The sequence below is a fragment of the Micromonospora sp. NPDC048868 genome (genome assembly GCF_043198195.1).
In the GTDB taxonomy this organism is placed as follows: domain Bacteria; phylum Actinomycetota; class Actinomycetes; order Mycobacteriales; family Micromonosporaceae; genus Micromonospora; species Micromonospora reichwaldensis.
In genome coordinates, this window is the sequence record NZ_JBICUN010000024.1 from 1 (window position 1) to 25560 (window position 25560).

General features: G+C 71.0%; 15 protein-coding genes, 1 tRNA gene and 1 pseudogene. 1 reads left to right on the forward strand and 16 read right to left on the reverse strand.

Annotated elements, in window-relative coordinates; translation table 11 throughout:
- Nucleotides 1-431 precede the first annotated feature (431 nt).
- The 9 genes and pseudogenes from ACGFNF_RS27125 to ACGFNF_RS27165 all read right to left on the reverse strand — a co-directional run bounded on the left by ACGFNF_RS27125 (nt 432) and on the right by ACGFNF_RS27165 (nt 10510).
- Nucleotides 432-504, reverse strand: a tRNA-Arg gene (locus tag ACGFNF_RS27125).
- Between the two features lie 421 nt (nt 505-925).
- The gene (locus ACGFNF_RS27130; RefSeq protein WP_393171531.1) at nt 926-1384 is read right to left on the reverse strand and encodes a SitI3 family protein; all 459 of its coding nucleotides are present in this window, start codon (nt 1382-1384) and stop codon (nt 926-928) included.
- Between the two features lie 14 nt (nt 1385-1398).
- Complete coding sequence (locus ACGFNF_RS27135; protein WP_393171533.1) at nt 1399-1809, reverse strand: hypothetical protein; 411 nt, start codon at nt 1807-1809, stop codon at nt 1399-1401.
- 185 nt (nt 1810-1994) lie between these two features.
- A complete protein-coding gene (locus ACGFNF_RS27140; protein ID WP_393171535.1) occupies nt 1995-2522 on the reverse strand; it encodes a DUF6244 family protein in 528 nt (175 codons plus the stop codon).
- A 154-nt stretch (nt 2523-2676) separates the two neighbouring features.
- Nucleotides 2677-3846 (reverse strand): annotated as a pseudogene (locus ACGFNF_RS27145) (IS3 family transposase).
- Between the two features lie 528 nt (nt 3847-4374).
- Nucleotides 4375-5670 (reverse strand): condensation domain-containing protein, encoded by a 1296-nt coding sequence (locus ACGFNF_RS27150; protein ID WP_393171537.1) that lies wholly within the window; start codon nt 5668-5670, stop codon nt 4375-4377.
- A gap of 363 nt (nt 5671-6033) precedes the next feature.
- Nucleotides 6034-7947, reverse strand: coding sequence for a condensation domain-containing protein (locus tag ACGFNF_RS27155; RefSeq protein WP_393171539.1), 1914 nt, complete (start codon nt 7945-7947; stop codon nt 6034-6036).
- Entirely contained in the window at nt 7944-9743 is a 1800-nt protein-coding gene (locus ACGFNF_RS27160; RefSeq protein ID WP_393171541.1) for an amino acid adenylation domain-containing protein, read from the reverse strand. Before ACGFNF_RS27160 ends, ACGFNF_RS27155 begins: the two co-directional genes overlap by 4 nt.
- Nucleotides 9740-10510 (reverse strand): thioesterase II family protein, encoded by a 771-nt coding sequence (locus ACGFNF_RS27165; RefSeq protein WP_393171543.1) that lies wholly within the window; start codon nt 10508-10510, stop codon nt 9740-9742. The genes ACGFNF_RS27160 and ACGFNF_RS27165 overlap by 4 nt, the downstream gene beginning before the upstream one ends.
- A gap of 186 nt (nt 10511-10696) precedes the next feature.
- Here ACGFNF_RS27165 and ACGFNF_RS27170 point away from each other — a divergent pair, with 186 nt between their 5' ends.
- On the forward strand, nt 10697-11206 hold the full coding sequence (locus ACGFNF_RS27170; RefSeq protein WP_393171545.1) for a flavin reductase family protein: 510 nt from the start codon (nt 10697-10699) through the stop codon (nt 11204-11206).
- 30 nt (nt 11207-11236) lie between these two features.
- Here ACGFNF_RS27170 and ACGFNF_RS27175 read toward each other — a convergent pair whose 3' ends face one another.
- From ACGFNF_RS27175 to ACGFNF_RS27205, 7 genes are all read right to left on the reverse strand, one after another.
- The gene (locus ACGFNF_RS27175) at nt 11237-12160 is read right to left on the reverse strand and encodes an aminotransferase class IV (RefSeq protein ID WP_393171547.1); all 924 of its coding nucleotides are present in this window, start codon (nt 12158-12160) and stop codon (nt 11237-11239) included.
- A gap of 297 nt (nt 12161-12457) precedes the next feature.
- A complete protein-coding gene (locus ACGFNF_RS27180) occupies nt 12458-13669 on the reverse strand; it encodes a MupA/Atu3671 family FMN-dependent luciferase-like monooxygenase (RefSeq protein ID WP_393171549.1) in 1212 nt (403 codons plus the stop codon).
- Entirely contained in the window at nt 13666-16830 is a 3165-nt protein-coding gene (locus ACGFNF_RS27185) for a type I polyketide synthase (RefSeq protein ID WP_393171551.1), read from the reverse strand. Before ACGFNF_RS27185 ends, ACGFNF_RS27180 begins: the two co-directional genes overlap by 4 nt.
- On the reverse strand, nt 16827-18515 hold the full coding sequence (locus tag ACGFNF_RS27190; protein ID WP_393171553.1) for a non-ribosomal peptide synthetase: 1689 nt from the start codon (nt 18513-18515) through the stop codon (nt 16827-16829). The genes ACGFNF_RS27185 and ACGFNF_RS27190 overlap by 4 nt, the downstream gene beginning before the upstream one ends.
- Entirely contained in the window at nt 18502-21951 is a 3450-nt protein-coding gene (locus tag ACGFNF_RS27195) for an AMP-binding protein (RefSeq protein ID WP_393171555.1), read from the reverse strand. The genes ACGFNF_RS27190 and ACGFNF_RS27195 overlap by 14 nt, the downstream gene beginning before the upstream one ends.
- Nucleotides 21948-23744, reverse strand: coding sequence for an amino acid adenylation domain-containing protein (locus tag ACGFNF_RS27200; RefSeq protein WP_393171557.1), 1797 nt, complete (start codon nt 23742-23744; stop codon nt 21948-21950). Before ACGFNF_RS27200 ends, ACGFNF_RS27195 begins: the two co-directional genes overlap by 4 nt.
- Nucleotides 23741-25345 (reverse strand): PhpK family radical SAM P-methyltransferase, encoded by a 1605-nt coding sequence (locus ACGFNF_RS27205; RefSeq protein WP_393171559.1) that lies wholly within the window; start codon nt 25343-25345, stop codon nt 23741-23743. The genes ACGFNF_RS27200 and ACGFNF_RS27205 overlap by 4 nt, the downstream gene beginning before the upstream one ends.
- Between the last annotated feature and the right edge of the window lie 215 nt (nt 25346-25560).

The window sequence follows — 25560 nt, forward strand, 5'->3', positions numbered from 1 at the left end:
TTCTTGTCTGCCATGACGTGGTCCTTCCTGGACAGGATCGACGTCCTGTCCAACGGACCACACCCAGGTCAAACACGGAAATCTACGCAGTCCCAGCATCATCAGGTGGGACGCATCCGTCAAGCATGTGGTGGGACTAGACATGAGACTTGAACCCGTCTTCCCGTCATCCGACTCGCTGATCACGCTGGCTGCTGCGAACGGAGGTTGATCACGGGCTGAGCGCGAGGGGCCGTGGTGGCGCTGCCACCTCTCTGCTTCTACGCCCTGTGGCCTGCGTAGACGATCGCCCGAAAGGGTTCAAGATCATTGCACGTATTTGCACGGACGGCTGCAGCCGGCGGCTGCGGGTGGCATCCGGCTGCTCAGGCTGGCCGATCGACGCGGTAACGTATCCGCTGCTCAGATGGCGTTTTTGCTGATCTTCGAGGTGCCCCCGGCAGGATTCGAACCTGCGACACACGGTTTAGGAAACCGATGCTCTATCCCCTGAGCTACGAGGGCGCGAGAGCCTAGTCTAGCGACCTGGGGGTTCACCTGGGGTGGCAGGGAGTGCTCCACGTTCACCCACGTTCCCCGGACCGCCGTTGTCGCAGCCCAGGAGCACATCCCGAGCACACGAACCCCGGGTTGCGACCGGCGGTCGGCCACGGTGACCCGCGTTGGCACCGGTTCACCCGGGTTGGCATCCGCTGGAGAGCACACACCGCGCACATCATCGAAGATCATGTGGGGCTGCCCGCTCCCCCGGCTGGGCGCCGCCTCCCACGGGGGATTCCGGCCAGGTCGCCATCAGCCGCGCGGTGGCTGGTCGTCGTTGTCGCGGATCAGGTCCGTCGGGTCGAGGAAGACGACGTCGACGTCGACCACGGACGACGGGTCGAAGCCGCGTCGTTCGTCAGCGGGTCACCCGCGCTCGGCTGGTTCATTGGGTGATGATGAGGTCGTCTATGCCGTAGTGGCTCCACCAGGTAGGTCGGTGTCTGCGGAGTGTGCCCTCGACGCGGGTCAGCAGGAGCCAGTTTCCGTTCTGGACCAGCGCCGCGTCCTCCTGCCGGGCGGCCAACACCCGGGCCACGGCCTTCATCATGTTCGGGATGCCCTTGTCGACCACGTCGTCTGCCCGCATGGAGAAGTCGATGTCGACGTACGTCTCCGGGTCCCACTCCCAGCGGGCACCGTCGTCGGCCTCGGCATCGAAATAACCCTGGCTCCCTGAAGAGACGGTCAGCGCGTACCCGCGGGTGTCGTAGAGGCGAGCAGTGAACAGCCGCGGGTTGGTGCCGCTCGGCCTGGGCTTCTCGGCGGTGTCCACCGCCACGAGATCAGCCACGTGGTCCAGGGGCAGGTCACCCGCCAGGGTCAACCTGAATTCGACAGCCATCTCTGCGCCTCTCCTCAGTCTCGACGGACGATCTGCACGATCGCGCCACTCGGCGTTACCGCGACGAGTTCTTTCAGTCTCTCGACGGGCCAGGTGTCGAACTGTGTCCGCAGGGCCGCGAGGTCTCCGTGCCAGTCGTGCAGGTTCAGCACCACGCGTTGGGTCTGTTCCTTGTCGACCTTGGCGCGGACCTCGCTCCAGACGCCCCGCACCGGCTTGCCGAGAGTGGGCGAATAGCAGTCGAACACATGACCCTCGATCAGGTAATCCGGGTCTTTGTTCGGGTTGCCCGAGTCGCCGGTGCGGAGCCGGGCGTCGGCGATCTCCTGCCTGGTGGGGTTCTGGTGGACCCGGTAGCTCTTGCTGGCGACTATATCGGCACATTCGTTCTCGAGCTCCAACGGACGCCGCCCTCCGTCGTCCAACCGGGGTGGAATTCTGGTTCTCGGACCGGTCGGCGTCCCGCCCGGGACTCCGGTTGGCTGTCTGGTCCAGGGCGTGCCGTGGCCGTGGTCAGCGGATGTGGCGTCGCCAGCGGCATGAGGTGTCGACGGCGGGTCACCGTGCTCGGAAGGGGTAGGGCTGGTCGGTGGATGACCGCCAGCCCGTGTCAGTTTCCCGAAGACCCCAACTGCCGGGCCTGCGCGATCGCCGCTTCGACTGCCTGCCGGGCCCCGCCGGTGCGCGCAACGACCAGCACCAGGACCTGCTTGATGGCCTCCAGGGCCTGCAGCAGCGGCCCGGGCTGCCCGCCCTGCAGGACCATGGCGACGAGTTGCTGCGCCTCACCGACTCCGGTGATGGCCCCGGTCGCCGCGTCACGAGCGGCGTTCACGGCGCTCTGCACGGGCGCTAGCCCGGCGATCGTCTCCTGCGGGGTGGCCTCGTTCGGCACCGCCGCAGTGGCCTTCGTCGCTTCACCGATCGAACCGGCGAGACTTCCCAGGCCGCCTTGGATGCTCGTGATCGCGTTGCGCACCCGCGCCACACCCGCCGCCACGGCCACGAAGCCCGCGCCCGCGGCCCGCAACGCCACCTCCTGCGCCTGACTGTCAGCGGCGGCTGCCAACCCCTGCGCGCGTTCGACCCCGGTCATCAACGCGCGGAGCTCACCGGTGATCTTCTCGACCTGCGACACGTGGCCGGCGCCCCAATCGACGGTAATGAAAGTGCTTGATGCCTGAACCTACCGGGCTACTCGCGAGGCCACTAGACACCGGCGAGGCGGTCGACACCGCAGACAGCCACCGCGATGCGAACGGGTCTGCTGCACCGGCAGGTGACAGGTGTAGTCACGCGGCCTGACTGGCCGGTGGGTGCATGATGGTCTCGAATTCCACGGGGGTCAACCGGGATAGCGACCGTTGTCGTCGGCGGCGGTGGTAGGTCCGTTCGATCCAGGTCACGATCGCGATCCGTAGTTGCTCGCGGGTGGCCCATGATCGTCGGTTGAGTACGTTGTTCTGCAGGAGTCCGAAGAATGATTCCATGGCGGCGTTGTCTCCGGCGGCGCCGACGCGGCCCATCGATCCGGCCATGTGGTGGCGGTGCAGGGCTCGGACGAACTTCCTGGACCGGAATTGGGATCCGCGGTCGGTGTGCAGGATGCAGCCGGCCAAGTCACCGCGTCTGGCAGCGGCGTTGTCCAGCGCGGCGACGGCCAGGCGGGACTTCATCCGCGAGTCGATGGAGTAGCCGACGATGCGGTGGGACCAGACGTCCTTGATCGCGCAGAGGTAGAGCTTGCCCTCGCCGGTGTGGTGCTCGGTGATGTCGGCCAGCCACAGCCGGTTCGGGCCGTCGGCGGTGAAGTCCCGCTGGACCAGGTCGTCGTGCACCGGTGGGCCTACCTTGCGGCCCTTGCCGCGACGCTTGCGCTTGCCGAATAAGCTCCACCAGCCGTTACCCGAGCAGATCCGCCACGCGGTGCGGTCGGCCATCGGCTGCCCGGCGTCACGGGCCTCGTCGACGAGGAACCGGTAGCCGAACTCCGGATCATCACGGTGAGCGTCGCACAACGCGTGTGGCCCGGTACGCCGCCACCTCCTCGGCGGTGGTGACAGGTCGGGCCAACCACCGGTAGTAGGGCTGACGAGCGATCTTCAACACCCGGCACGTCACCGCCACGGGGATCCCGTCGGCGGCCAGCTCGCTCACGAGCGGGTAGAGCCTTTTCCCGGTAGATGCGCCTGTGACAAGTAGGCAGCGGCCCGCCGCAGGACCTCGTTCTCCTGCTCCAACAACCTGATCCGCTTGCGCGCCTCCCGCAGCTCGACCGACCCCGTGCCGGCCGTCGCGGGCGTGGTCCCGGCGTCGACGTCGGCCTGGCGCAGCCACTTGAACAACGTCATCGGGTGCACCCCGAAATCCTTGGCGACCTGCTCGACGGTCACTCCCGCCTCACGGTCACGAGCGACACGCACGACGTCATCACGGAACTCTCGAGGGTAGGGCTTGGGCACAGCGACATCCTTCCAGCCCGCCACCAGGGCAAGCCATCTCAGATGTCACCTATCGGTGCAGCAGACCCTAGGAACCCGCAGGTCATTTGCCTATGGGCACAGATAGAGCGTCGTCTTAGGAAACCGATGCTCTATCCCCCGAGCTACGAGGGCGCGAGGGCCTAGTCTGGCGACCTGCGGGCTCACCTGGGGTGGCAGGGAGTGGCCCACGTCCACCCCCGTCACCCGGACCCCTGTTCGCCCAGACCGCACGCCGAGCACACGAACCCGGGTTGCGACCAGCGGCCGTGGTGACCCGAGTTGGCACCGGTTCACCCGGGTTGGCCTCTGCTGGCGAGCACACGCCGCGCACAATTCCAAGATCGTGTAGTGCCGTCCGCCGTGGGAGTCAACTGGTTCGTCCGGGCATACGTCGGCGAGAACGAGCCGAGGAGACGGCCCGGCACGCCGGTTACGCGGACATCCTCCGGAAGCAGCTCGACGGTTCCATCGGTCGGTGAGGGTCCGTTCCTGGCCGATCTGGGCGACTCACCAGGAGGAGAGGGTGGTCGTCGGGTCCGCGGTGGCGGCGGTGGCGGCAGCAGCAACCGCGGTCACCGTGTCGCGCGCCCGGTCCACACTGAACAGGCTCAGGTCGAACTCGAGACGCAACCGGTAGCCGCCCGCCTGTTCCTCCACGAGCAGTCCCAGGGAGGAGCCTCCGGTCGGCTCACCCTCCAACGGGTCGATCTCCAGTAGCTCCACGTCGGCGAGCGGCCAGTCGGGGAGCCGGAGCGGTGCGGCCACGCTGACGCCGACCCGCGCGAGGTTGTGCATGTCGGCACCGTTCGCGGCCGCGGCGGCGATCACATCCTTGAACGGCAGGCTCTGCCGCTCCATGGTGGCCCACGCCTCACGCTGCACCGCCCGGGCCAGTTCACCGAAGGTCGCGTCGGCGGCGAAGCGGACCCTGACGATGCTGGGGCTGGCCAGTGGACCGACATGCGCCCGGGACTCGGGTGTGAGCCGGTTGTCCACCACCGTGGCGACCCAGAGATCGGTCTGGCCGGTGCGGCGGTGCAGCATCGCCATGGTCGCGGCGGCGAACAGCGCGAACGGGCTCACCCGCAGCCGCCGCAGGCCGGCCGGAACGCCGCCGTCCGGGTCCGGCATCGTCGTCTCGACGGTCCCGGTGGGCGCCAGCGTCGTCTCCGCGGGCTTTGACCGGTCGGCGGGCAGGATCATGGTCGGCAGGTCAGCGAGCCGCGACGTCCAGAATTCCCTGTCCTCACCCTGCACCTTCGGGTCCGGGTCGCGCAGCAGGTGAGCGGTCTCCGGGTACGTCTGCCGGATCTCCGGCAGGTCGTGCGGCTCCCGGGTCACCTCCGCGCGGTACAGGCTGGCGAGTTCGTGCAGCATCAGGCCCTGCCCATAGCCGTCCACCACGAGCTGGTGGCAGGAGAGGACCAGCAGGTGATCATCCTCGGCGTAGCGAACGAGTGTCACTCGGAACAGTGGTTCCACGCCGAGCCGGAACGGGCTGCGCGCAATACCGCGGACGATCTCGGCCGGTGGCTCCGCCCCGGGGTCCGACACCTCCACCACCCGCAGCACGGTCGGGTCACCCGGTCGTGTGGTCGGCACCGGGCCGTCCACGAACACGGCGCGGAGGAGATCGTGTCGCAGCGTCAGCCGCCGGACCGCCGCGGCCAGGGCCGTACGATGCACCGGACCGGTGAGCCGGAACACCACCGTCGAGATGAACAGGGGCGTGGCGGCGAGTGCCCGCGCCGTCGGCCACAGTTCTCTCTGCTGAGGCGTCAGTGTGGTCGCAGACGATGACACGACGAGCCCTTTCTGACGATGGCCGGCAGGCGGCCCGGACGGCATCGGGAGCGGTACGGTTTCTTGGTGAGACGGTCTGTGGGGCGGGCGGGATGCAGGTCGAGCAGGACATGAGGCGCTGCTCGTCCGCGACTGGACGGCGGCCCGTTCCCACAGACCGTCTCAGTCAGCTTCCGCAGCGGTCAGCTCCGGAAGGCATCAGCCGTCAGGCGTAGTGACGCACCAGAGCGGCGATCTGGTCGTCGTCGGCGACCGGACCCCAGAAGCAGTTGGTCCGCATGCATATCCCCCCTTTCCTCGATGATCGTCCAGTACGCGGTCCGTGGGATGGGGCCGACGCTGGCCGTCGGCGCCGCATCGGCGTCACGTTCGTGTGTCGGGTCGGATGGCCAGCAGACCGTTGATGGTGCTGGCGTCGAACAGGTCGAGGAGCGAGACCGACACGGACAGCTCGCTGCGCACCCGCCGTACCACCCGGGCTGCCACCAGCGAGCCGCCACCGAGATCGAAGAAGTCGTCGTCGGGCCTGACCACGGCGACGCCCAGCTCCTCGGCCCAGATCGTGACCATCTGTGCCCGCAGCCGGTCCGCGTCGAATTCCGGCGCTCCGTCGCCCGTGGTCGGAGCGCCGTCACCGGCCGGCTCCGGGAGGGTGCTGGAGGCCGGCCGCAGCAGGCTGATCCCGTCGTTCGTCCACCACGCCACGACGGGCGTGTCCTGACACGTCGGGGTGCCGTCGGCGTCGTTCGGCCCCATCCGCAGGGTGCCGGTCACGTGCCGCGGCACCGGTCGCCCGTCAGCGTCGACCACATCGACGGACGGTGTGTCACGCTCGCCGACCCGCGAGCGCAACCCGGCGGGCAGCGCGTCGAGCACACCGGCGGGCGCCAGTTCGCCCGAGGAGGGAACCGGACCGCGGAGCCGGAGTTGCCCGACGGGGCGGTCCGGGTCGGACATCATCTGCGCGATGATCTGGAGGTAATAGTCGACGAAGCGGTCGACCGTCTCGGCATCGAAGAGTTCTTCGGCGTAGCGGCACTCCACCAGGGTGGAGGCGCAGCTCAAGAGCACGTCGAAGACGAGGTCGAATTCGCTGGTCAGGGCCGCGCCGCCACGCAACGTCAACTCCGGCACGTCGGCCACGGTCAGCCCGACCAGGACCAGCGGGCGCCGCTGCTGCAGCACCTGGAACGTCACCTGGTACAGCGGGTGCCTGCTCATGTCCCGGGATGGATTGAGCCGTTCGACGATCCGGTGGAAGGGCGCCTCTTGGTGGGCGAACGCCGACGTGACGTGCCCGGCCACGCTCTGCAGCAGCTGACGGGAGGACACCTCGGGATCGACCTCGCCGCGCAGCACCACGGTGTTGATGAAGAAGCCGACGAGGTCTTGCAGGTCCGGATCGTCCCGGCCGGCCACCGGCGCCCCGAGCACCACCTCACGCTGGCCCGACAGCCGCGCCAGCAGGATCTCGAACCCGCTCAGCAACACCAGGTACGGCGTCGTCGACATGTCCCGGGCGAGCTGGCGGACCCTGGACATCAGCCCGTCGTCCACCGGTACCTGGCGCAGGCCGGAGCGGAAGCGACGCACCGCCGGCCGGAGTCTGTCGCCGGGAAGCTCGACCGTCGGCAGGTTAGCCAGAGCGCCCTGCCAGTAGTCCAGTTCCGTGCCGAGGTCGCGTTCCAGTTCGCTGCGCTGCCAGGACACGTAGTCGTCGTACTGCACCGGGAGCACGTCGTCCTCGCCGGCATCCGATCCGTCGGCGTAGAACCGGCCAAGGTCGTCGGCCAACACGCTGACCGAGGACGCGTCGCACATCATGTGGTGGGTGGATACGACGAGGGTGTGCCGCTCGACGTCGCGCACGAACAGTCGCGCGTGCAGCACCGGGGCGACGGTGAGGTCGAACGGCTCGGTCGCGACCTTCCGCCCGTACTCCTGCACTGCGGCGAGCTGCCCGTCCGCCGACTGGTGGCGCAGGTCGGTCACGGTCAGCGCGAAGCGCACGTCGTCGTTCACCACCAGGGCGGGTGAGCCGTCGACGAAGGTCAGCGCGGACCGCAACGCGGCGTGCCGGCGCACCACCCGGGTGAAAGCCCGTTCGAGGCGGTCGTGATCGAGTGCTCCGTCGATGTCCCAGCCGCGGGTGACGGTGTAGGCCGACAGGCCGGGCACCAGCTCCTCGGACAGCCACATGGCCTCCTGGGCGTACGACAGCGGAACTCGGCGCCCGGTGGCCACGGCACTCGGCGCGCTGCCGATGGTCGCGGTCATGCCGGGGCTCCCAGCCGAGCGGCGGACCGGTCGATGTACGTCGCGAGGTCCGCGACGACGCTGTGCTCGAAGGTCGCCTCCGGCTCCAGTCGGACCGCCAGATCCCGCTCGATGCGCATCCGAGTGCGCACCGCAAGCAGGGAGTGGCCGCCCAGGGCGAAGAAGTCGTCCTGCACTCCGACGTGCTCCATGGACAGCAGTTCCTCCCAGAGCCCCACGAGGTAGCGCTCCGTCGCGGTGTCGGGCGGCGCGTAGGGCTGACGCCGACGCCTGCGGTCGGCGAGCACCTCGGCGAGCTGCGCCCAGTCGCGCTTGCCGTGCGCATCCAACGGCATGGCGTCGAGCACCGCGAACTCCGCCGGCACGGCCTGCTCCGCAACCTCACCGGCGAGCCAACGCCGCAGTTCGGGGATGCGCAGCTCCGCCCGGGGCACGACGAATGCGACCAGTCGCTTGTCGCCACTCGGGCCCACCGCCTGAACGGCGGCCTCCAGCACAAGCCCGGACCGGTAGAGGGCCCGCTCGACCTCCTCCGGCTCCACCCGGTGGCCATGGATCTTCACCTGGCTGTCCAGCCGGCCGAGGTACTCCAGCGCCCCGTCGGGAGCGCGCCGCACCCGGTCTCCGGTGGCGTACATCCGCGTCCCGCCACCCCACGGGTCCGGCAGGAACCGCCGAGCGGTCAGACCCGGCTGGTCGAGGTAGCCACGGCCGACACCGGCACCGCCCACGAACAGCTGCCCGGGCTCGCCGTCGGGCACCGGACGGAGCTGCTCGTCGAGGACGTAGAGACGGGCGGCGGCGAACGCCGTGCCGATGGGCACGTGCCGGTCCCCCTCCACCGGAGCATCGATCTCGTGTCCGGTGCAGGCGACGGTGGTTTCCGTCGGGCCGTAGAGGTTGAAGAAGGCGCCGGCGAAGCCGCCCGCCCGGAGCTGGCGGCAGGTGTCCGCGAGCAGCACGTCACCGCCCGAACAGAGCAGTCGAAGCGACCGCAGGGCCTCCCGGTCGTGGCGGGCGAGGTGGTTCAACGCGATCGCCGGGGCGAGCATGGCGGTGATGCGGTGCCGACGAAGCTGTCGTTGCAGGTCGGTCCGGATCAGTTCGGGGATCGAGGGAATGACCACGACCTCGGCCCCACCGGCGAAGGACCGCCACAGCTCGAACGTCAAGGTGTCGAAGGAGATGCTCGCAGCCTGCGCCGTACGATGCCCCGGCCCGAGTTCCGGCACCGCTGGATCCAGCGCGAACGCCACCATCTGTCGGTGCTCCAGCACCACCCCCTTCGGGCGCCCGGTGGACCCGGAGGTGAACAGCACACAGGCCGCCTGGGCGGATGACGGTGCCGGCCTGGGCGCCGCCGGCGGACGATCGACACCGGTGGAGCCGGCAACGACCGGAAGCAACTCCAGCACCGGGCGGTCCAGGTGCTGGAGGCGGACTCCCCAGCCCGGGGCGGTGATCACCAGCCGGGAGCGTGCGTCGGTGAGCATCGCATCCCGTCGGGCGTCCGGGTACGCGGCGTCCACCGGCACGTAGGCGCCGCCCACGTGCAGCACCGCCAGCAGCGCCACGATCGTGTCCAGGCTGCGCGGGAGGTACAGCGCCACCCGGTCCTCGGCGCCCACGCCGTAGCGGCGCAGCAGCGCCGCGACCTCCGCCACCTCTGCCGCCAGCTCGGCGTAGGTCAGCTGCCGGTCCCCCTCGCTGACCGCCGGCTCGTCCGGATGACGGGCCACCGTCCGGGCGAACAGGTCCACCAGCGAGGCCGGGCCCGCGGTCTGCGTGACGGTCATCGCGCACCCCGGCTTCCGGCCTCATGCGGGGTGGCGGCGACGAAGGCGTCCTCGATGACGGTGAGCAGAGCGGGCGGCGCCGTGAGGAAGGTCAGCGTGTCACCGTCCAGCAGGTACTCGTCGGTGGCCCCGTACTGGTGCCAGTCACGCAGGTCGGCCTGGCTGACGTCGGGGTCGTCGCGCCACGCCACGGCGGTGATCGGGCAGCTCACCGGCTCGGGAGCGGCGGGAGAGTGGTCGAAACACATCTGCACGTCCCGCCGGAGCACCCTGATCGCCAGCGGCAGCAGCTCGGGTTCCATGCGGCCCTCGCCGAGCACCCCCAGGACCCGCTGGATCTCCGCGGCGAGGCGGCCGTCCGACATCCAGGGGTGGTACAGGCCGTAGAAGCCGCGATGCGGTGCCAACGAGGCCGAGACGACCAACCGGGCTGGAGCGGGCGCCCCGCACTCGGCGAGCCGGACGGCGAAGGCGTGGGCCAGCAGCGCGCCCATGCACTGTCCGAACAACACGAACGGCCGGTCCAGGTAGGCACGCAGACCGTTCACCGCGTCGACGGCGAAGGATGCGAAGTCCTGGTAGGGCTGCTCCCTGATGCGACGCTCACGGCCGGGCAACTGCACCGGGCACACCTCGAGCGAGCCGATGCGGTCCGGCCATCGACGCAGTGACGAGGCGCCCGCGCCGGCGTACGGAAAGCAGAACAGCCGAGCCGGTGCATCGGGCGAGGGCTCACGGATCAGCCATCGCGATCGCGCCTGCGCCACGGTGCCTCCCCTGGAATCGGTTGGAACGAGGGAGAAGCTAGTGGCGGGGGGTTAGGTCGGGGTTATGCGTGCCGCCCCGGCCCATGGCGCCGGCCGTCGACCGCGGCGGGTCCGATGCACAACCGACGCGCAACCGGTTCTCGGAATACTGCCCGGACGAGCTGCCGTACGCCCTGGGGGACCACCTTGACCACGACTGCTGACCAGGACCTGAACCTCGGACGCCGGTACCGGGAGGTGCTGGCGCAAATCCCGAAGGGCGTCATGGTGGTCGCCGCGGACGGCCTGGACGGCCCCGTCGGCATGACGGCCACCGCCGCGAATGCGCTGTCGCTGGACCCGCCGTTGTTCCTGGTGTGCATGCGGTCCGGCTCGCGCACGCTCGGCTGGCTGCGCCGGCGAGGGGCATTCGGGGTCAGCGTGCTGCGCGAGGCGCACCGGGACGTCTCCGAGCGGTGCGCCGGGCGGGCGGCGGACGCGGTGCGCGAGGTCTGCTACCGCCGGGCGCACGGCGTGCCGGTGCTCGACGACGCGCTCGCCTGGCTCGCCTGCCGGGTGCACGCCGAGTATCCCGGCGGCGACCACGTGATCGTGGTGGGCGCCGTGACAACCGTGTCGTGCAACGCGGGCGATCCGCTGGTGTGGCACCGCAGCGGCTACCGGGCCGTCACGGACCTCACCACGGCCGACGGGTGAACACCCCGCCGGCCGGTTTAGGTGACGTGCTCAGTGGTCGGACGTAGCGGTCAACCAGCCCAGCTCGCCGTACGCACGACCTCGCACCGTGTCGGAGAACGCCCGCACCAGTCGGCTGAACACCGGCCCGGACGCATCGAGCGGGTGACCGTCGACCTCCGTCGCGGGGACCACCTCCGCCGCCGTGCCGGTAAGGAAGACCTCCTGTGCCCGGCGCAGATCGGCCACAGTGACCGGTCCCTCCTCGACGGGTACGCCCAACCGCCGCGCCAGGACCAGGACGGCGTCGCGGGTGATGCCGGCCAGCGGACCGTCGACGAGCCAGGGCGTGGTGAGCAGACCTCCGCGGACCAGGAAGACGTTGGCGATGGTCGCCTCCGCGACCCGGCCGGTGACCTGGTCGAGCTGGATGGCGTCGTCGAAGCCCTGCTCCGCTGCGGCGGTGCGAGCCAGCGCCGAAACCGCGTACGAGCCGGTCGCCTTCGCCTGGGGGGGAAAGGTGGTGGCGGGCGGCCGACGCCAGGACGAGACGGTCAACCGCAGGCCGGCAGCACCCTCCGGCCGACCGCCGCGCGGACCGGCCATGGCGTACACCTCGACGGCGAGCTCGAAGCGGAACCGGCGCAGGTCCACCCCGAGCGCCGGCTCCGCGGTGAACAGCACCGGGCGGAGGTAGCGGTCGTCGGGTCCAGGAAGGCGGGCCGCGTCGAGGACCACCTGCCGCATCCGGGTCAGGTCGTAGTCGTGCCGGATGCCCAGGAGCCGGGCGGACTCCAGCAGGCGTCGCAGGTGGGCGTCGAGGCGGAACACGGCGGGCCCGCGGTCGGTGGCGTAACAGCGGATGCCCTCGAACACCGCGGTGCCGTGCTGCATGCTGTTGCTGCCGAAGGGGACGGCCCGCGCGCCGGGCCGGTCCCACACCGTTCCGAGGGACCGGCCCCAGGTGGTGCTCACGACATCACCTGGACATCGAGGTCAACCGCTGCGGTGGGCAGGCACAGCAGGAGCGTCGGGTTCCTTGCCACCGCACCGTGACCGCCCGGAACGGTCACCGACCGCGAGCCAGGGCCGCCGACGACGGCGTCGTCCGGCGGGTGCGCGATCCGGTACGCCGGCTCGAGCTGGTCCGGCGGCGGGGTACCCGCCACCGGCACCTGGCACGTCGTCCGTTGCCGCAGGGACCGCACGGTGGACAGGTACGTGCCCTTACCACCGCCTACGTGCTGATAGACGCTGCATGAGGCCGCCATCTCAGGCCTCCGACGGTTCCCGGAGGCGCTGCTGCAACCTGCCGAGCTGCCGGACGCACTCGATGACGTCGTCGTCAGGCAGACCGAAGTCGACCAGGCAGCCGAGCTCCGTCACGCCGGCGGCCGTGAGACGGTCGACCATCGGCCGGCAGGACTCGACGGTGCCGAAGAGGCCGGCCTGGTGCAGGTAACGCTGGAGGCCGTGCTCGAGCAGCAGCGCCCGGTCGGCCTCGCTGACGTCCTGCGGTCGGATCCCCAGGTCCTGGTTCGCCGCGAACTTCTCGAACAGGTTCATGTGGGCGGACAAGTACCGGCCCAGCGGTCCGCGTACCCGCGGCGTCACGTCCTCCTCGTGCTCCGCCAGGTGCGTGTGCAGCATGCACGTCACGTGCCGGTCGGCCGTCAGGTGACCGGCCTGGGTGCGGGCGTTCCAGTACAGCTCGACCTTGCGCGCCACCTCCTCCACGCTCTGTTCCAGCAGCGCGGTGAGCACGTGCTGGTTGAGTTCGCCCGCCGCGCGCCACGTGTCGGGATTGCCGGAGCTGGTCATCCAGACCTCCGGCTCCTTCGCCGGACGGGGAAACACCTGGGTTTCGACGGGTCGTCCGTCCGGTCCGGTGCGCTGCACGCTCTTGCCTGCCCACAGGTCCCGCAGGATCTCCAGCCGCTCCACCAGGACCTGCTTGCGGCGCTGGTAGCTGCCCGGATCGAGGACGAAGTCGTTCGCGTGCCAACCGGAGGCCAGCGACAGCGCCGTCCGCCCGCCGCTGAGGGCGTCCAGTACGCCCCACTGCTCCGCCACCAGCAACGGGTCGTGCAGGGGCAGCACGACGCTACCGGCGCGCAGGCGGATGCGGCGGGTCCGGGCGGCGATCGCCGCGAGCAGGACCGCCGGGCTGGGGTACGGCGCACCGAACGCGTCGAAGTGGCGCTCGGGCACCCACACCGCGTGCAGGCCCAGCTCGTCGGCGAGCTCAGCGCAGCGCAGGACCAGGCGGTACTTGTCGGCCGGCGAGTCGTCGAGGTCGGCGGAGAAGAAGAACAAGCTGACCGCCGGCGGATTGGGGCGTGCCGGCTCCGCAGCTGCCGGCGCATCCCGCGCCGGACCGGCGAGGACCGACCCGGCCCGCCGCTGCCGCAGGAGCCGTTCGAGCAACTCGCGACGCTGCGGCGACATCTGCTCGCGGTCGCTGGTCGAGGCTGGATCCGTCACCGCTGCGTTCCTCCGTTCAGCTCCGCCAACCGGGCTTCCACCTCCGCGTCCGTGAGGCTGTCCACCTCTGCCGCGATCGCCGCGAGCAGGCCGTCAGCGTCCGCGTCGTCGGTCGACGCGGCGTTCGGCGCCGGGCCCGGCCCGCTCTCGGCGGGCGGCGCCACGGCCGGAGGGGTGAACCCCGCAGCTTCCAGGTGCCTGCCGAGCGCAGCCACGGTGGGCATCTCGAACAGGGCGGTCATCTCCAGCTCGGGAGCGCCGTCCCGGCGGATCTGGGTGACCAGTTGCATGGCGAGCAGCGAATTGCCGTCGAGGTCGAAGAAGCTGTCGTTGAGGCCGAACTGGCTCACCCCGAGCAGGTCACGCCAGAGCCGCACCAGGTACCGCTGCACTGGGGTGAGGCCGGTCTCGGCCAGCGGACCGCTCGTCGGTGCGAACGATGCGGCCGGGCCACCGATCGGCTCGGCCGGTGACGCGGGTGCGGCGGAAGCCGCCGCGGTCCGATGGACCGGCTCCAGCCAGTGCCGGGCCCGCGCGAACGGGTACGCGGGCAGCGACAGGCGGGCGCGCGGCTCATCGTCGTAGTAGGCCGACAGGTCGAACGACCCGCCACGCATCCAGAGGTCGGTGACCACGTCGAGCAGGTCCTCGCGCTCGGCCCCGGCGTCACCCGTGAGGGTCGCGAGGTGATCGGCACCGGGCGCGACCGCGCGGACCAGCACCCCCAGGGACCTGCCCGGACCCACCTCCACGAACGGGGAGGCCTCGTCGCGCACCAGGGTGGCCACACCGTCGGCGAACCGGACCGGCTGGCACATCTGCTCGACCCAGTACTCGACCGAGGTGGCCTGCTCCGCGGTGAGGTAGTCGCCAGTCACGTTGGAGACGACGGGAATCTCGGGCGCTCGTAGCGGGCACTCGGCCAGGACCTCCCGCAGGAGCTCGGCAGCCGGTTGGATCAGCGGGCTGTGGAAGGCCCGGCTGACGTCGAGCCGCTGCGCCGTGACCTGCCGTTCGCGCAGCAACGCCGTGAACTCGTCCAGAGCGGGCAGCGCGCCGGCAACGGTGACCAGCGAAGGCGCGTTGACCGCCGCGATGGTCAGGTCCATGCCGTCCAACCACGGCCGCACCTCGTCGGCGGAGAGGGGTACCGACAGCATGCCGCCGTCCGGGGTCTGCGCCAGCGCGCGTCCCCGCTGCGCCACGACGCGAACGGCGTCGGGCAGGTCGAGCACCCCGGCGAGCGTGGCCGCCACCAGCTCGCCGACGCTGTGGCCGAGCATGGCGTACGGCCGCACGCCGAGGTCGAGAAGCGTGCGGCCCAGCGCCCACTCGACCGCGAACAGCGCCGGCTGGGTCAGTTCCGTCTGCGCCAGCCGGGCCCGGGCGGCCTCGTCCTCTTCTGCCGCCGGGTACAGCGTGGCGCGCAGGTCCAGCTCCGGCTCCTCGGCGAAGCGCGCCAGCACCATGTCGAGGTGGCGGGCAAACCCCGCGTCCCGGTCGGCCAGGAGTGCTCCCATCCGCACGCGCTGCGCGCCCTGCCCGGGAAAGAGGAAGACCGGTCGGTGGTTGGGCCGGGCGTGACCGGTGCGCTGTCGGCGTCCACCGGCAGCGGAGAGCGCGGACGCGACATCGTCCAGGTCCCGGGCCAGCACGACGCGGCGATGCTCCCATTCCCGGCGGCCGGCAGCCAGCGTGTACGCGACGTCGGCCACCTCGGCGGCGGGATGTTCCCGGGCCCAGCGCCCGAGATTGCGGCTGAGGGTTTCCAGCGCCTCCGGGGTACGAGCGGAAAGCTGCACCGCGTGACGTCGCCGGCGCGAGCGACCGCTGGCCCGGGCGGGCGGCGGCTCCTGGAGCACAACGTGCGCATTGGTCCCGCCCATGGCCAACGAGTTGACGGAGGCCAGCAGCGGTCGCTCCGAGTCCAGCTCCACCAGCTCCTGCGGTACGCGGAACGGCGTGGTGTCCAGTTCGAGCTTCGGGTTCGGCCGCTGGAAGTTGACCACGGGCGGAACCCGCCGGTGCCGCAGCGCCAGCACCGCCTTCATCAGTCCGGCGACGCCGGCGGCCGCGTCCAGGTGACCGATGTTCGGCTTGACCGAACCCAGCCAGCAGTACTCCCGGTCCGGGGTCCACTTGCGGAACGCGCGACTCAACGCGGCGACCTCGATCGGGTCGCCCAGCGGGGTGCCGGTGCCGTGTGCCTCCACGAAACTGATGTCGCGAGCCGACACGCCGGCACGGGCCAGCGCCCGGGTCACCGCACGACTCTGGCCCTCGATGCTCGGCGCCGTGAAGCTCGCCTTCGCCTGGCCGTCGTTGTTGATGGCCGAGCCGCGGATGACCGCGTAGATCTGGTCCCCGTCGCGCAGGGCGTCGGCGAAGCGCTTCAGGACGACCACGCCGGCGCCGTTGCCGAGCACGCTGCCGGCGGCTCCCGCGTCGAACGCCCGGCAGTGGCCGTCCGGCGACGAGGTACCGCCCGGGTTGGCCAGGTACCCGGCCGCCAGGGGCAGCCGCACGGAGGCGCCGCCCGCCAACGCCATGTCGCACTCGTCGTCGAGCAACGCACGAGTGGCGAGGTGGATGGCGACCAGCGAGCTGGAACAGGCGGTCTGCACGGTCACGCTCGGCCCGCGCAGGTCGAGCCGGTGCGACACCCGGGTCGCGAGGAAGTCCTTGTCGTTGCCGACCATGGTCTGCAGGTCACCGACCATGGCGACCACGTCGTCCGTGTGCGCCATGACGTTGTACAGCAGGTACGTGTTCATGGTGCAGCCCGCGAAGATGCCGATCTGACCCCGGTAGCGGTGGGTGTCGCAGGCCGCGTCCTCCATGGCGTGGTAGGCGCACTCCAGAAAGATGCGGTGCTGCGGGTCCATGATCGAGGCTTCCCGGGCCGAGTAGCCGAAGAAGCCGGCGTCGAACCGGTCGGCGTCGTCGAGCGCCGCCGACGCCGGAACGTAGTGGGGATTGTCCACCAGATCCGGTCGCACGCCGCGCTCGAGCAGTTCCTCGCGGGTGTGCCGAGTGATGCTCTCGACTCCCTCGCGGAGATTCAACCAGTAGGTGCCGAGGTCCGGTGCGCCCGGCAGGCGCGCCGCCATGCCGATGATGGCGACCGCGTCAGGGTGTTGGTCGAGAGGCGTGGTCGTCACGGTTTGTCCTTTACTGTCGGAGCCGGCTGCGACGGCGGGGAGGTCGGCGTGGACCGACGCCGCACGACGAGTCGGCTGGCCAGTTCCCGAGGGCGGGGGTACTCGAAGAGGAAGTGGATGGGGAACGTCAGACTCAGGCTCGTCTGCAGTTGGCGGTGCACGCGCGTAGCCACCAGCGAGTGCGCGCCCGCGTCGAAGACGTTGTCGTCCGGGGACAGGCTCGACACGGCCAGCGCATCGGCCCAGATCCGGCAGACCGTCGCCTCCACGTCGCGCGGGCTGGCGGAATCCGGCAGGACCGCCACGCGTTCGCGCTGCGCGACCTGCTGCAGCAGCGCCTCGTCGAGCTTGCCGTTCGTCGTCGTCGGCAGGTGTTCCACGAAGGTGACCTGTTCCGGCACCATCGCTGCGGGCAGCCGGTCGGCCAGGTGCCGCAGCAGGTCGCCCGCGTCCGCGGTGCCGACGACGAACACGACGAGGCGGGTCGGCTCCGGCACGACGAGGACCGCGCAGGCCGACACGCCCGACAGCTCGCGCGCCAGGTGCTCCACCTCTTCCGGTTCGACCCTGAAGCCGCGCACCTTGACCTGGCGGTCGGCCCGCCCCACCACGACGTAGCCCCGGTCGCGGTCCAGGTGGGCCAGGTCTCCGCTGCGGTACACACGCTCACCGGTACGGCGGTCGACGACGAACCGCTCCGCGGTGGCCTCCGGCCGGTGTAGGTACCCGTCCGCCACTCCCGGCCCGCCGATGACGATGTGACCGAGCGCCCCGACGGGCACCGGAAGGCCGTACTCGTCCACCAGCCGGATGCGGCTGGCGCCCGAGGGCCGGCCGACCGGCAGCACCGGCACGGCGTCGGCGTCGGCGTCGAGGTCGGCGGGCACCTCGTAGGCCAGGCAGTTCACCGTCGCCTCGGTCGGACCGTAGCCGTTCACCAGTCGACACTCGGCATTGACGAGCCGTCGCAGTCCAAGCACGGTGGACCGCTTGAGCACCTCGCCGCCCAGCAGGACCAGGCGCAGCGCGGGCAGCGGTTCCCCGGCGGCCACCAGTTGGTCCGCATACGAGGGGGTGGTGAACAGGACGGTGACCCTCTCCCGGGCGAGGAACCGGGCGTAGCGGCGCGCGTCGCGGCGCTCCTCCCCGGCGGGCACCACCAGACAGCCGCCGAACGACAGTGCGGTGAAGACCTCCTGCAACCCGAAGTCGAAGCCCAGGGACAAGGTCTGCGCCATGCGCACCCACGGCCCCAACTGCCAGGCCTCGCCCTCCCAGGCGACGAGGTGGGCCAACTGGTCGTGGCGGATGAGCACGCCCTTGGGCCGCCCGGTGGAACCACTCGTGTAGACCGTGTAGGCGGGCGCGTCCACCGGCGGCGGGTCCGCCGGCCCGGCTGCGCCGCGATCGGTGCACTCGTCGAGCACCACTACGACCGGCGATTCGGTCAGCCCCGACACGAGCCTGCGGGCCCGGTCCGCGGTGCCGGTGGAGGCGAGGACCAGCCGCGGCTGGCAGTCCGCGAGCATCTCCCGCAACCGGGCATCGGGGAACTCCACGGGCAGCGGCAGCACGCCGAGGCCGGCGGCCCAGGCCCCGAACATGCCGGTGGCGAACGCGGCGGGCTCCTCCAGCAGGAGACCGACCTGTCGCCGCGCCGCCGCATCCCGATCAGGCCGGCTCATCCGGCCTCCTTTCGCCGGACCCGTCGCCACCGGTGACCACTCGCAGCGCGGCCGCGAGGCGGTCCACCTGGTCGGCGAAGTCTTCGAAGCGGACGGTCCGTCCGGCCGCGACGACGGCCGGCGCGTCCGGCCAGGTAACGGCCGCGTCCCTCATCCGTGCGGGCACGGGCGTCTCGACGTCGGGGCGGTCCATGCCCGCGAAGCGCTTCACCAGGGCCTCGTCGGTCTCGGAGAGCACGAACACCTCGGCCACCCGCTCCGGCCCGGTGCCGGCCGCCGCGACCATGGCGGCGTACGTCGCCAGGATCGCCGCCGCGGTGTCCGGTCGGAACAGGTCGACGGCGTAGTCCAACGTCAGCAGATACTCGGACCTGCGCGGCGTGACCACGAGATCCAGGTCGTAGCGGCAGGTACGCCGGGGTACGGGAATACTCGCCATGGTCAGTTCACCCAGCCGCAGCGGGGCCGGCTGCCCGCTCAGCGCATCGCGCAGCTCGGGCACCTCGGGCAGCGGGTTCTCCAGGACGGTGACCAGGGTCTCCAGCAGCGGCAGCCGACCTGCCACACGCGGCGGCCGCACCGCCTGCACCGCGTGCAGCAGCGGGTAGAGCCCTTCGTCCATCCCGTCGAGCACCTGCTGGCGGACGTCTGCCACGAGCGCGTCGAGCTGCTGCTCGACGTCGACCCCGATGGCGACTGGCACCGTGTTGGTGCACAGGCCGCCGATCTCGGCGAGCCGACCGGACGGCCGGCCCAGCACCGGGACGCCCACGACGACGGGGCTGGGCGTGCCGTACCGGTGCAGGCACAGCGCCCAGAGGGCGACCAGCAGCGCCACCTGGTCGGGTCCGCCACGCGCGTCGGCCGCCACGGGGAGGGTACGGGTGACCCGACCGGCCCGCGCGCTGCGCCGGTTGGCGCGCGGCAGGTCGGTCCGGATGTCGAGGGCGGTCGCCCGCTTCGGCAACCGTCGCCGCAACGCCGCGCTCCGGGCCTCGGCCGCCGGTGACCGGAGGTACGTGTCCTGCTGGTTGACGTAGTCGTCGTAGGAGCCGCGCGGCGGCGGGCTCCAACCGGCGTCGCCGGACAGGCGGCGGTAGCCCTCCCCCAGGTCGCGGAGCAGCAGGCCAAGAGACCAGAGGTCGGTCACGATGTGGTGGACGACCAGTTGGTACACCTGACGGTCCGCCGACTGCCACCGGTAGAGACGCACCAATGGGCCCTTGTCGAGGCGAAACGGTGCCGCCGCGGCGTCGGCGAGTTGTTCGTCGAGCCGGTCCGGCCGGATCGGAACGGGGGCGAGCGCCAACGCCGCGGTCAGGTGTTCCCCGGATACCGGCTCGCGACGGTGCCGGTTGCCGTCGGCGACGATGCGGACCGCCAACTCCGGCTGGCGCCGTACGGCGAGGCGCAGCGCCTCGTCGAACGCCGCCACGTCGGTGCCGGGACCCAGTTCCCACGCGAAGGAGATGCTGTACTCGTCGCTGTCAGGGTCAAGCGTCTGCAGAAAGGCCAGCGCCTCCTGGGCCTGGGACAGACGGCCGTGGCCGGCCGGTGCCGCCGCAGGCTCCGCGGGGCGGGCAGCAGCGGGCGATTCCACCCGGGCCAACAGGTCGGCCAGCGTGGCGCCCTCCAGTAGGACACGCACCGGTAGGTCCGCCCCGGATTCGCGGTGGACCAGTTCGGACAGTTGCAGCGCCGTCAGCGAGTCGAGGCCGAGAGCCACCAGCGGTTCGGTCTCGTCGGTGACCGGCACGCCCAGCAACTCCTCGACCGCGCGTCGCGTCCGCCCCTGCGGGCTGGACCGGTCGGCTTCGGCGCTTCCCTGCCGGTCGCGGTATCGCTCGTACGCGCCCGCGCGGTACCGTCGCGCCGTCTCGCCGCGCCGCAATTTGCCGCTGGTGGTCTTGGGCACGGTGCCGGGCCGTACCGCGAGCAGATCGACCAGGCCGACCCCGAAGTCACTGGCGAGTGCGGCGCCGAGTCGGCGCCGGTCGTCGTCCGTGACGCCGCCGGCACGTGCTTCGGCCACCATCACTACGCCGCGGCCGGCCGGGTCCTGGAAGGCCACCGCGCCGCCCGGGCGCAGCGCGGGCACGACGCTGGTGGCCAGCCGCTCCAGGTCGTGCGGGTAGAGGTTGCGCCCACGGATCACGATGACGTCCTTGCTGCGTCCGGTGACGTGAAGCTCACCCTCTGTGAAGAAACCGAGGTCTCCCGTTCGAAGCCACCGCCCGGTGCGCCCAGCGACCGAGGCGCCGAACACCCGACCGTCAAGCTCGGGCTGCCCCCAGTAGCCGGCGGCGACACTGTCGCCCCGGACGAGGACCTCGCCGATGGTGCCGTCGGCGACCGGCGTGTCCCCGGCGACGACCACGACATCGCATCCGTACGGCCGCCCGCAGGACACCGCTTCGGCGCCGTCCGCCGCGCGGCGGGTCCGTGCCCCCTGCCCTGGCGGCATCGCCGTCACGAGCAGCGTCGCCTCCGCCAGGCCGTAACACGGGATGAAGGCCGTACGGCGGAAGCCGGCCGGGCTCAGCAGGTGCGCGAAGCGTTCCAGCGTCGACGCCGACACCGGTTCCGCCCCGCTGTACGCCTTGCACCACCCGCTGAGGTCCAGATCGGCGACCGGGGCCCGGCCCCACGCCCTGACCACCAGTTCGTAGGCGAAGTTGGGCGCGCCGCTGGTAGTGACGCCCAGGTCGGCGATCGCCCGCAGCCAGGACAGCGGGTGCCGGACGAAGTCGCCCGGCGCGGCCAGATAGGCCGGTATGGCGGCGTGCAGCGGGTGCAGCAGGTTCCCGATCAGCCCCATGTCGTGGTACGCGGGCAGCCAGCTCAGCACCACCGCGGACCGGTCGTGCCGGAAGGCGCGGGCGATCGAGTGCAGGTTCGCCGCGAGGTTGCCGTGCGTGACGACCACGCCCTTCGGCGTGCCGGTCGAGCCGGAGGTGTACTGCAGGAATGCGGGACGGGCCGGATCCGGCCGCGCCGGCTCGGGCAGCCGGTCCGTGCCGGCGCGCCATTCGGTGCGCATGCCGAGCGCCCGCTCCGCGTCCTGCGCCAGCGTCTCGTCTGACGTCCACGCCAGGGTCGCACCGCAGTCCTCGGCGATGCGTCGGACGGTTTCGGCTCCGGTGCTGGTGTCCAGTGCCGGATAGACCGGCACGGGCACCACTCCCGCGTAGAGACAACCGAGGAAGCCGGTCAGGAATCCGAGGCCGGGCGGATGCACCACCAGGACCCTGTCGCCCGGCTCGGTGCCGCTGCGTAACCGGGCACCGACCGTGGACGCCGCCTCGTCCAGCTCGGCATAGGTCAGCCGGTCGGTCGGCGTGCCGAGGTCCCGCAACCAGGTGAAGGCCACCCGCTCCGGCTCCGCCGCCGCGTGCCGGTGCAATCTGTCGAGCAGTCCGCCGTGCTCACCGCTCACCGCTGCTCAACCCCTTCCGGAACCCGGTCGTGCTGATCGATGTACGCCGCCAGATCCGTCAGGACGGGATGCTCGAAGACGGCCACCAGGGGGATGGCGCGCCCGATCCGGCGTCGCAGCCGGGCGACGAGCCGGAAGGCCAGCACCGACTGCCCGCCCAGTTCGAAGAAGTTGTCCGAGGGCCCGACCCGGTCCACTCCGAGCACCTCGCGCCAGGCGGCGCCGACGAGCTGCTGTGTGGCGCCGGTCAGCGGCGGCACGGCTGCCGTCGTCGGGCCCGGTTCCGATGCAGCCGGCAACGCCGCCCGGTCCACCTTGCCGTTGGCCGTGCGTGGCAGCGCATCGACGGCCACGATCGTCGTGGGGACCATGTACTCGGGAAGCCGGGTCCGCACCGCGCGGCGCACCGCGTCGACGTCCAGGGCGTGGCCGTCGGCGCGACGGCAGTAGGCGACGAGGGCCGCGGCGCCCGGGCTGTCCTCCCGGACGGTCACCACCGCCTGGGCTATCTGCGGGCACTCGGTGAGCGCCGCTTCCACCTCGCCCGGCTCCACCCGGAAGCCCCGGACCTTCAACTGGCCGTCGGCGCGCCCACAGAACTCGAGCCGGCCCGCGGGGTTCCACCGTCCCAGGTCGCCGGTGCGGTACATGCGGGTACCGTCGCCGGCCACCACGTCGGGCAGGAAGCGGCGCGCGGTCAGCCCGGGCTGCCCCAGGTAGCCCCGGGCGACACCGGCCCCGGCGACGAAGAGCTCTCCCACGATGCCCGGGCGGCGCACCGGGCGCAGGGACGCGTCCAGCAGGTACACCCGGGTACCGGCCAGCGGCGTGCCCAGGTGCGGGCCACCGGTTTCGTCGATCGGGGCGGCGGTGACGTCGACCGTGCACTCGGTCGGTCCGTACAGGTTCACCGGGATCAGCGCGCCGGCGGCCCGACGCGACGCCATCCGCCGCCACAGCGACGGCGCGATCGCCTCGCCGCCGACCAGCAGCCGCAGGGACTGGCCGAGGGGGCGCGCGTCGAGCTGGTCGAGCAGTTCCACGGCGTGGGTCGGGGTGACGTCGAGCTCGGTCAGTCGCTGCTCGACGATCGTACGGACCAGCGCCTCGGGGTCTCGGCGCACCGCGTCGTCGAGCAGCACGACCGTGTCACCGCGGCACAGCCGCAGCCACTGTTGGACGGAGGCGTCGAAGGCGAGGCTGGCGTTCCAGCCGATGCGTGCGCCCGGCGGGCCCACGACCGTCTCCATCGCCGTCAACAGGTTGTCCAGGGACCCGTAGGTCACCTGCACGGCTTTCGGCCATCCGGTGGAGCCGGAGGTGTACAGGGCGTACGCCCGGTGGCGGGGGTCGATCCGGGGGGCCGGCGGACCGCCCGCCGTGCCGGACCGGCGGCAGTCGGCGAGCCGGACGGTCCGCTGGACGGCGGGAAAGTCCGGAAGCGCCCCCGGACCGGACCCGCAGAGCACCAGATCCACCCGCGCGTTCTCGCACATGTGGTGCAGCCGGGCGGGCGGCAGCGCCGGGTCCAGTGGGACGTAGCCAGCACCGCTGCGCAACACGCCGAAGAGCGCGACGACCATGTCGACGCTCCGCGGCAGCAGGAGGCCGACCAGGGACTCCGGGCCGACGCCGCGCGCGGCGAGTCCCGCCGCGACCGTCCCGGCGCGCGCGGCCAGCTGCCCGAAGTCGAGCACCTCTGAGCCATGGACGAGCGCCTGACGGGTCGGATCGCTGTCGGCGACGGCGAGCAGCCGATCGACGATCGAGCGCCACGGCCGGTGCGGGCTCACAGCGAGTACCTCGCCGGTGCCAGGTGCAGACCGGCCACCTGCTGCGCGAACTCGTGCTCCAGGGAGGCAACCACATGCGGCTGCTCCGCGCGGTTGCGTGCGCCGATGAGCTGCTGGCTCGTCCGCAGCAGCGGCGTCAGATCGTCGACGCCCAGGCCCTTACCGTCCAGGTAGGGCAGGGCCCAGAAGTCGAAGTCGTACAGCGGCAGCCACACGGAGGAGGTGACCGCCTGGAACATGCGGTCGGTGTGTGTGGCGGCCTCCTCGGACGACATGGTGAAGTGGGACCAGTTGTACCCCTCGCCGCGGATGCCCAGGAGTTCCTTCTGCTGGAACACCGGCGACCGAGGGTTCGCCCACCAGGCCTGGGCACGCCAGAAGGACGGCGCGGTCTCGTTGAGGAAGTCGATGGTGTTCTGCACGGTCTGCTCCGTCTCGCCGGGGAACCCGACGATGATCGAGGCGAACGTCGTGATGCCACGCTCGTTCAACCGGAGGATGCCCTCCCGGTACTGGCTGTCCTGCGCGAGCTTGTGCATATTGCGCAGCACCGTGCTGTCGCCCGACTCGATGCCGAGGAACACACCGGCGCAACCACTGCGCGCCGCGAGGTCGAAGGCCTCGTCATCCCGCGCGTTGGAGCAGCGGAAGTAGGAGTACCACCGCAGACCGAGGTCCTCCTCGATCATCATCCGGCACAGCTCCTTGAAGCGCTTGGGCGGCACGTTGAACGTGTCGTCGACGAACACGACGTTGCGGACACCCATCCCGGCCAGCGTGCGCAGCTCGTGACGCACCGTCTCCACCGATGCCAGGGTCAGCGCCCCCGCCCGGGTGGGGTAGTCGCAGAAGCTGCACTTGAAGGCGCAGCTTCGGGCGGTCCGCAACTGGACGGTGGGCCCCAGCAGGGCCGGATCGAAGCCGGCCCAGTCGATGGCGCACGCGTCGAGGTCGTTGTTCTCGGGGGACCGTCGGGTCAGCACCCACCGGTCGTCGGGGCAGTGGATGACGTTGTCCAGCTTCGCGATGTCGTCGCCGGCCCGCACCGCGTGACACAGCGCGGCCAGGCTCTGCTCCCCCTGGGACTCCTGCACGTACGAGTCGGCCCCCATCGCGAAGAGGAGGTCCTGCACGTCGTCGGTGACGCCGGAGCGGCACAGGTTGTCGACGAGTGGACCGCCGACCACGATGTGACTCGACGGGGACCGCATGCGGACGTACTCCACGAGCGGGCCGACCGGCAGGATGTTGACGTAGAACGTCGTCGTGATCGCGACCACCGCCGGTCGCTGGGCGAGCAGGTCTTCCAGCCGGTCCTGCTCGCCGCTGAAGAGGGAGATCGGTTCGGCAGTGAGCCCCTGCCCCCGCAGGTAACTGGTGAGGTAGAGCGCGGCCAGGTTGAACACCTCGCCGACGTGGTACCGGTCGGCACGGCCGGTCGCCCGGTACCGGAGGTGGCTGAACGCCTGCAGCCACGGCATGCTCCGGCCCTCGTAGACCAGGTGTTCCGACCGCATGATCTGGAACTCCGGGGAGCGCGGACCCGCCCGCTCGCACATCACGCGGTATTCGTTGAAATCACCCTCGTTGTAGCCGATCACGACACAATCCAGAACGGCCATATCGAGGTGCTCCCGTCCGTTTAGCAAATCGACAGGATCGCCGACTCAATAACGAGCTCTCCCGCGGCGCCTGAGGCGGCATTCGACACTTTATGACACGTGACGAAACCACCGGATCTTCGACGCCGACGACAAGTTACCGACCATTGGTTCACAGGCGGTTACGCGAGCACGACGTGCCGGCATTTCGATCT

What these genes read in the sequence shown, in the direction of transcription:
- ACGFNF_RS27130 (WP_393171531.1), bottom strand. Translation starts at nt 1,384, where the DNA reads ATGGCTGTCGAATTCAGGTTGACCCTGGCGGGTGACCTGCCCCTGGAC.
- ACGFNF_RS27155 (WP_393171539.1), bottom strand. Translation starts at nt 7,947, where the DNA reads ATGACCGCGACCATCGGCAGCGCGCCGAGTGCCGTGGCCACCGGGCGC.
- ACGFNF_RS27160 (WP_393171541.1), bottom strand. Translation starts at nt 9,743, where the DNA reads ATGACCGTCACGCAGACCGCGGGCCCGGCCTCGCTGGTGGACCTGTTC.
- ACGFNF_RS27190 (WP_393171553.1), bottom strand. Translation starts at nt 18,515, where the DNA reads ATGAGCCGGCCTGATCGGGATGCGGCGGCGCGGCGACAGGTCGGTCTC.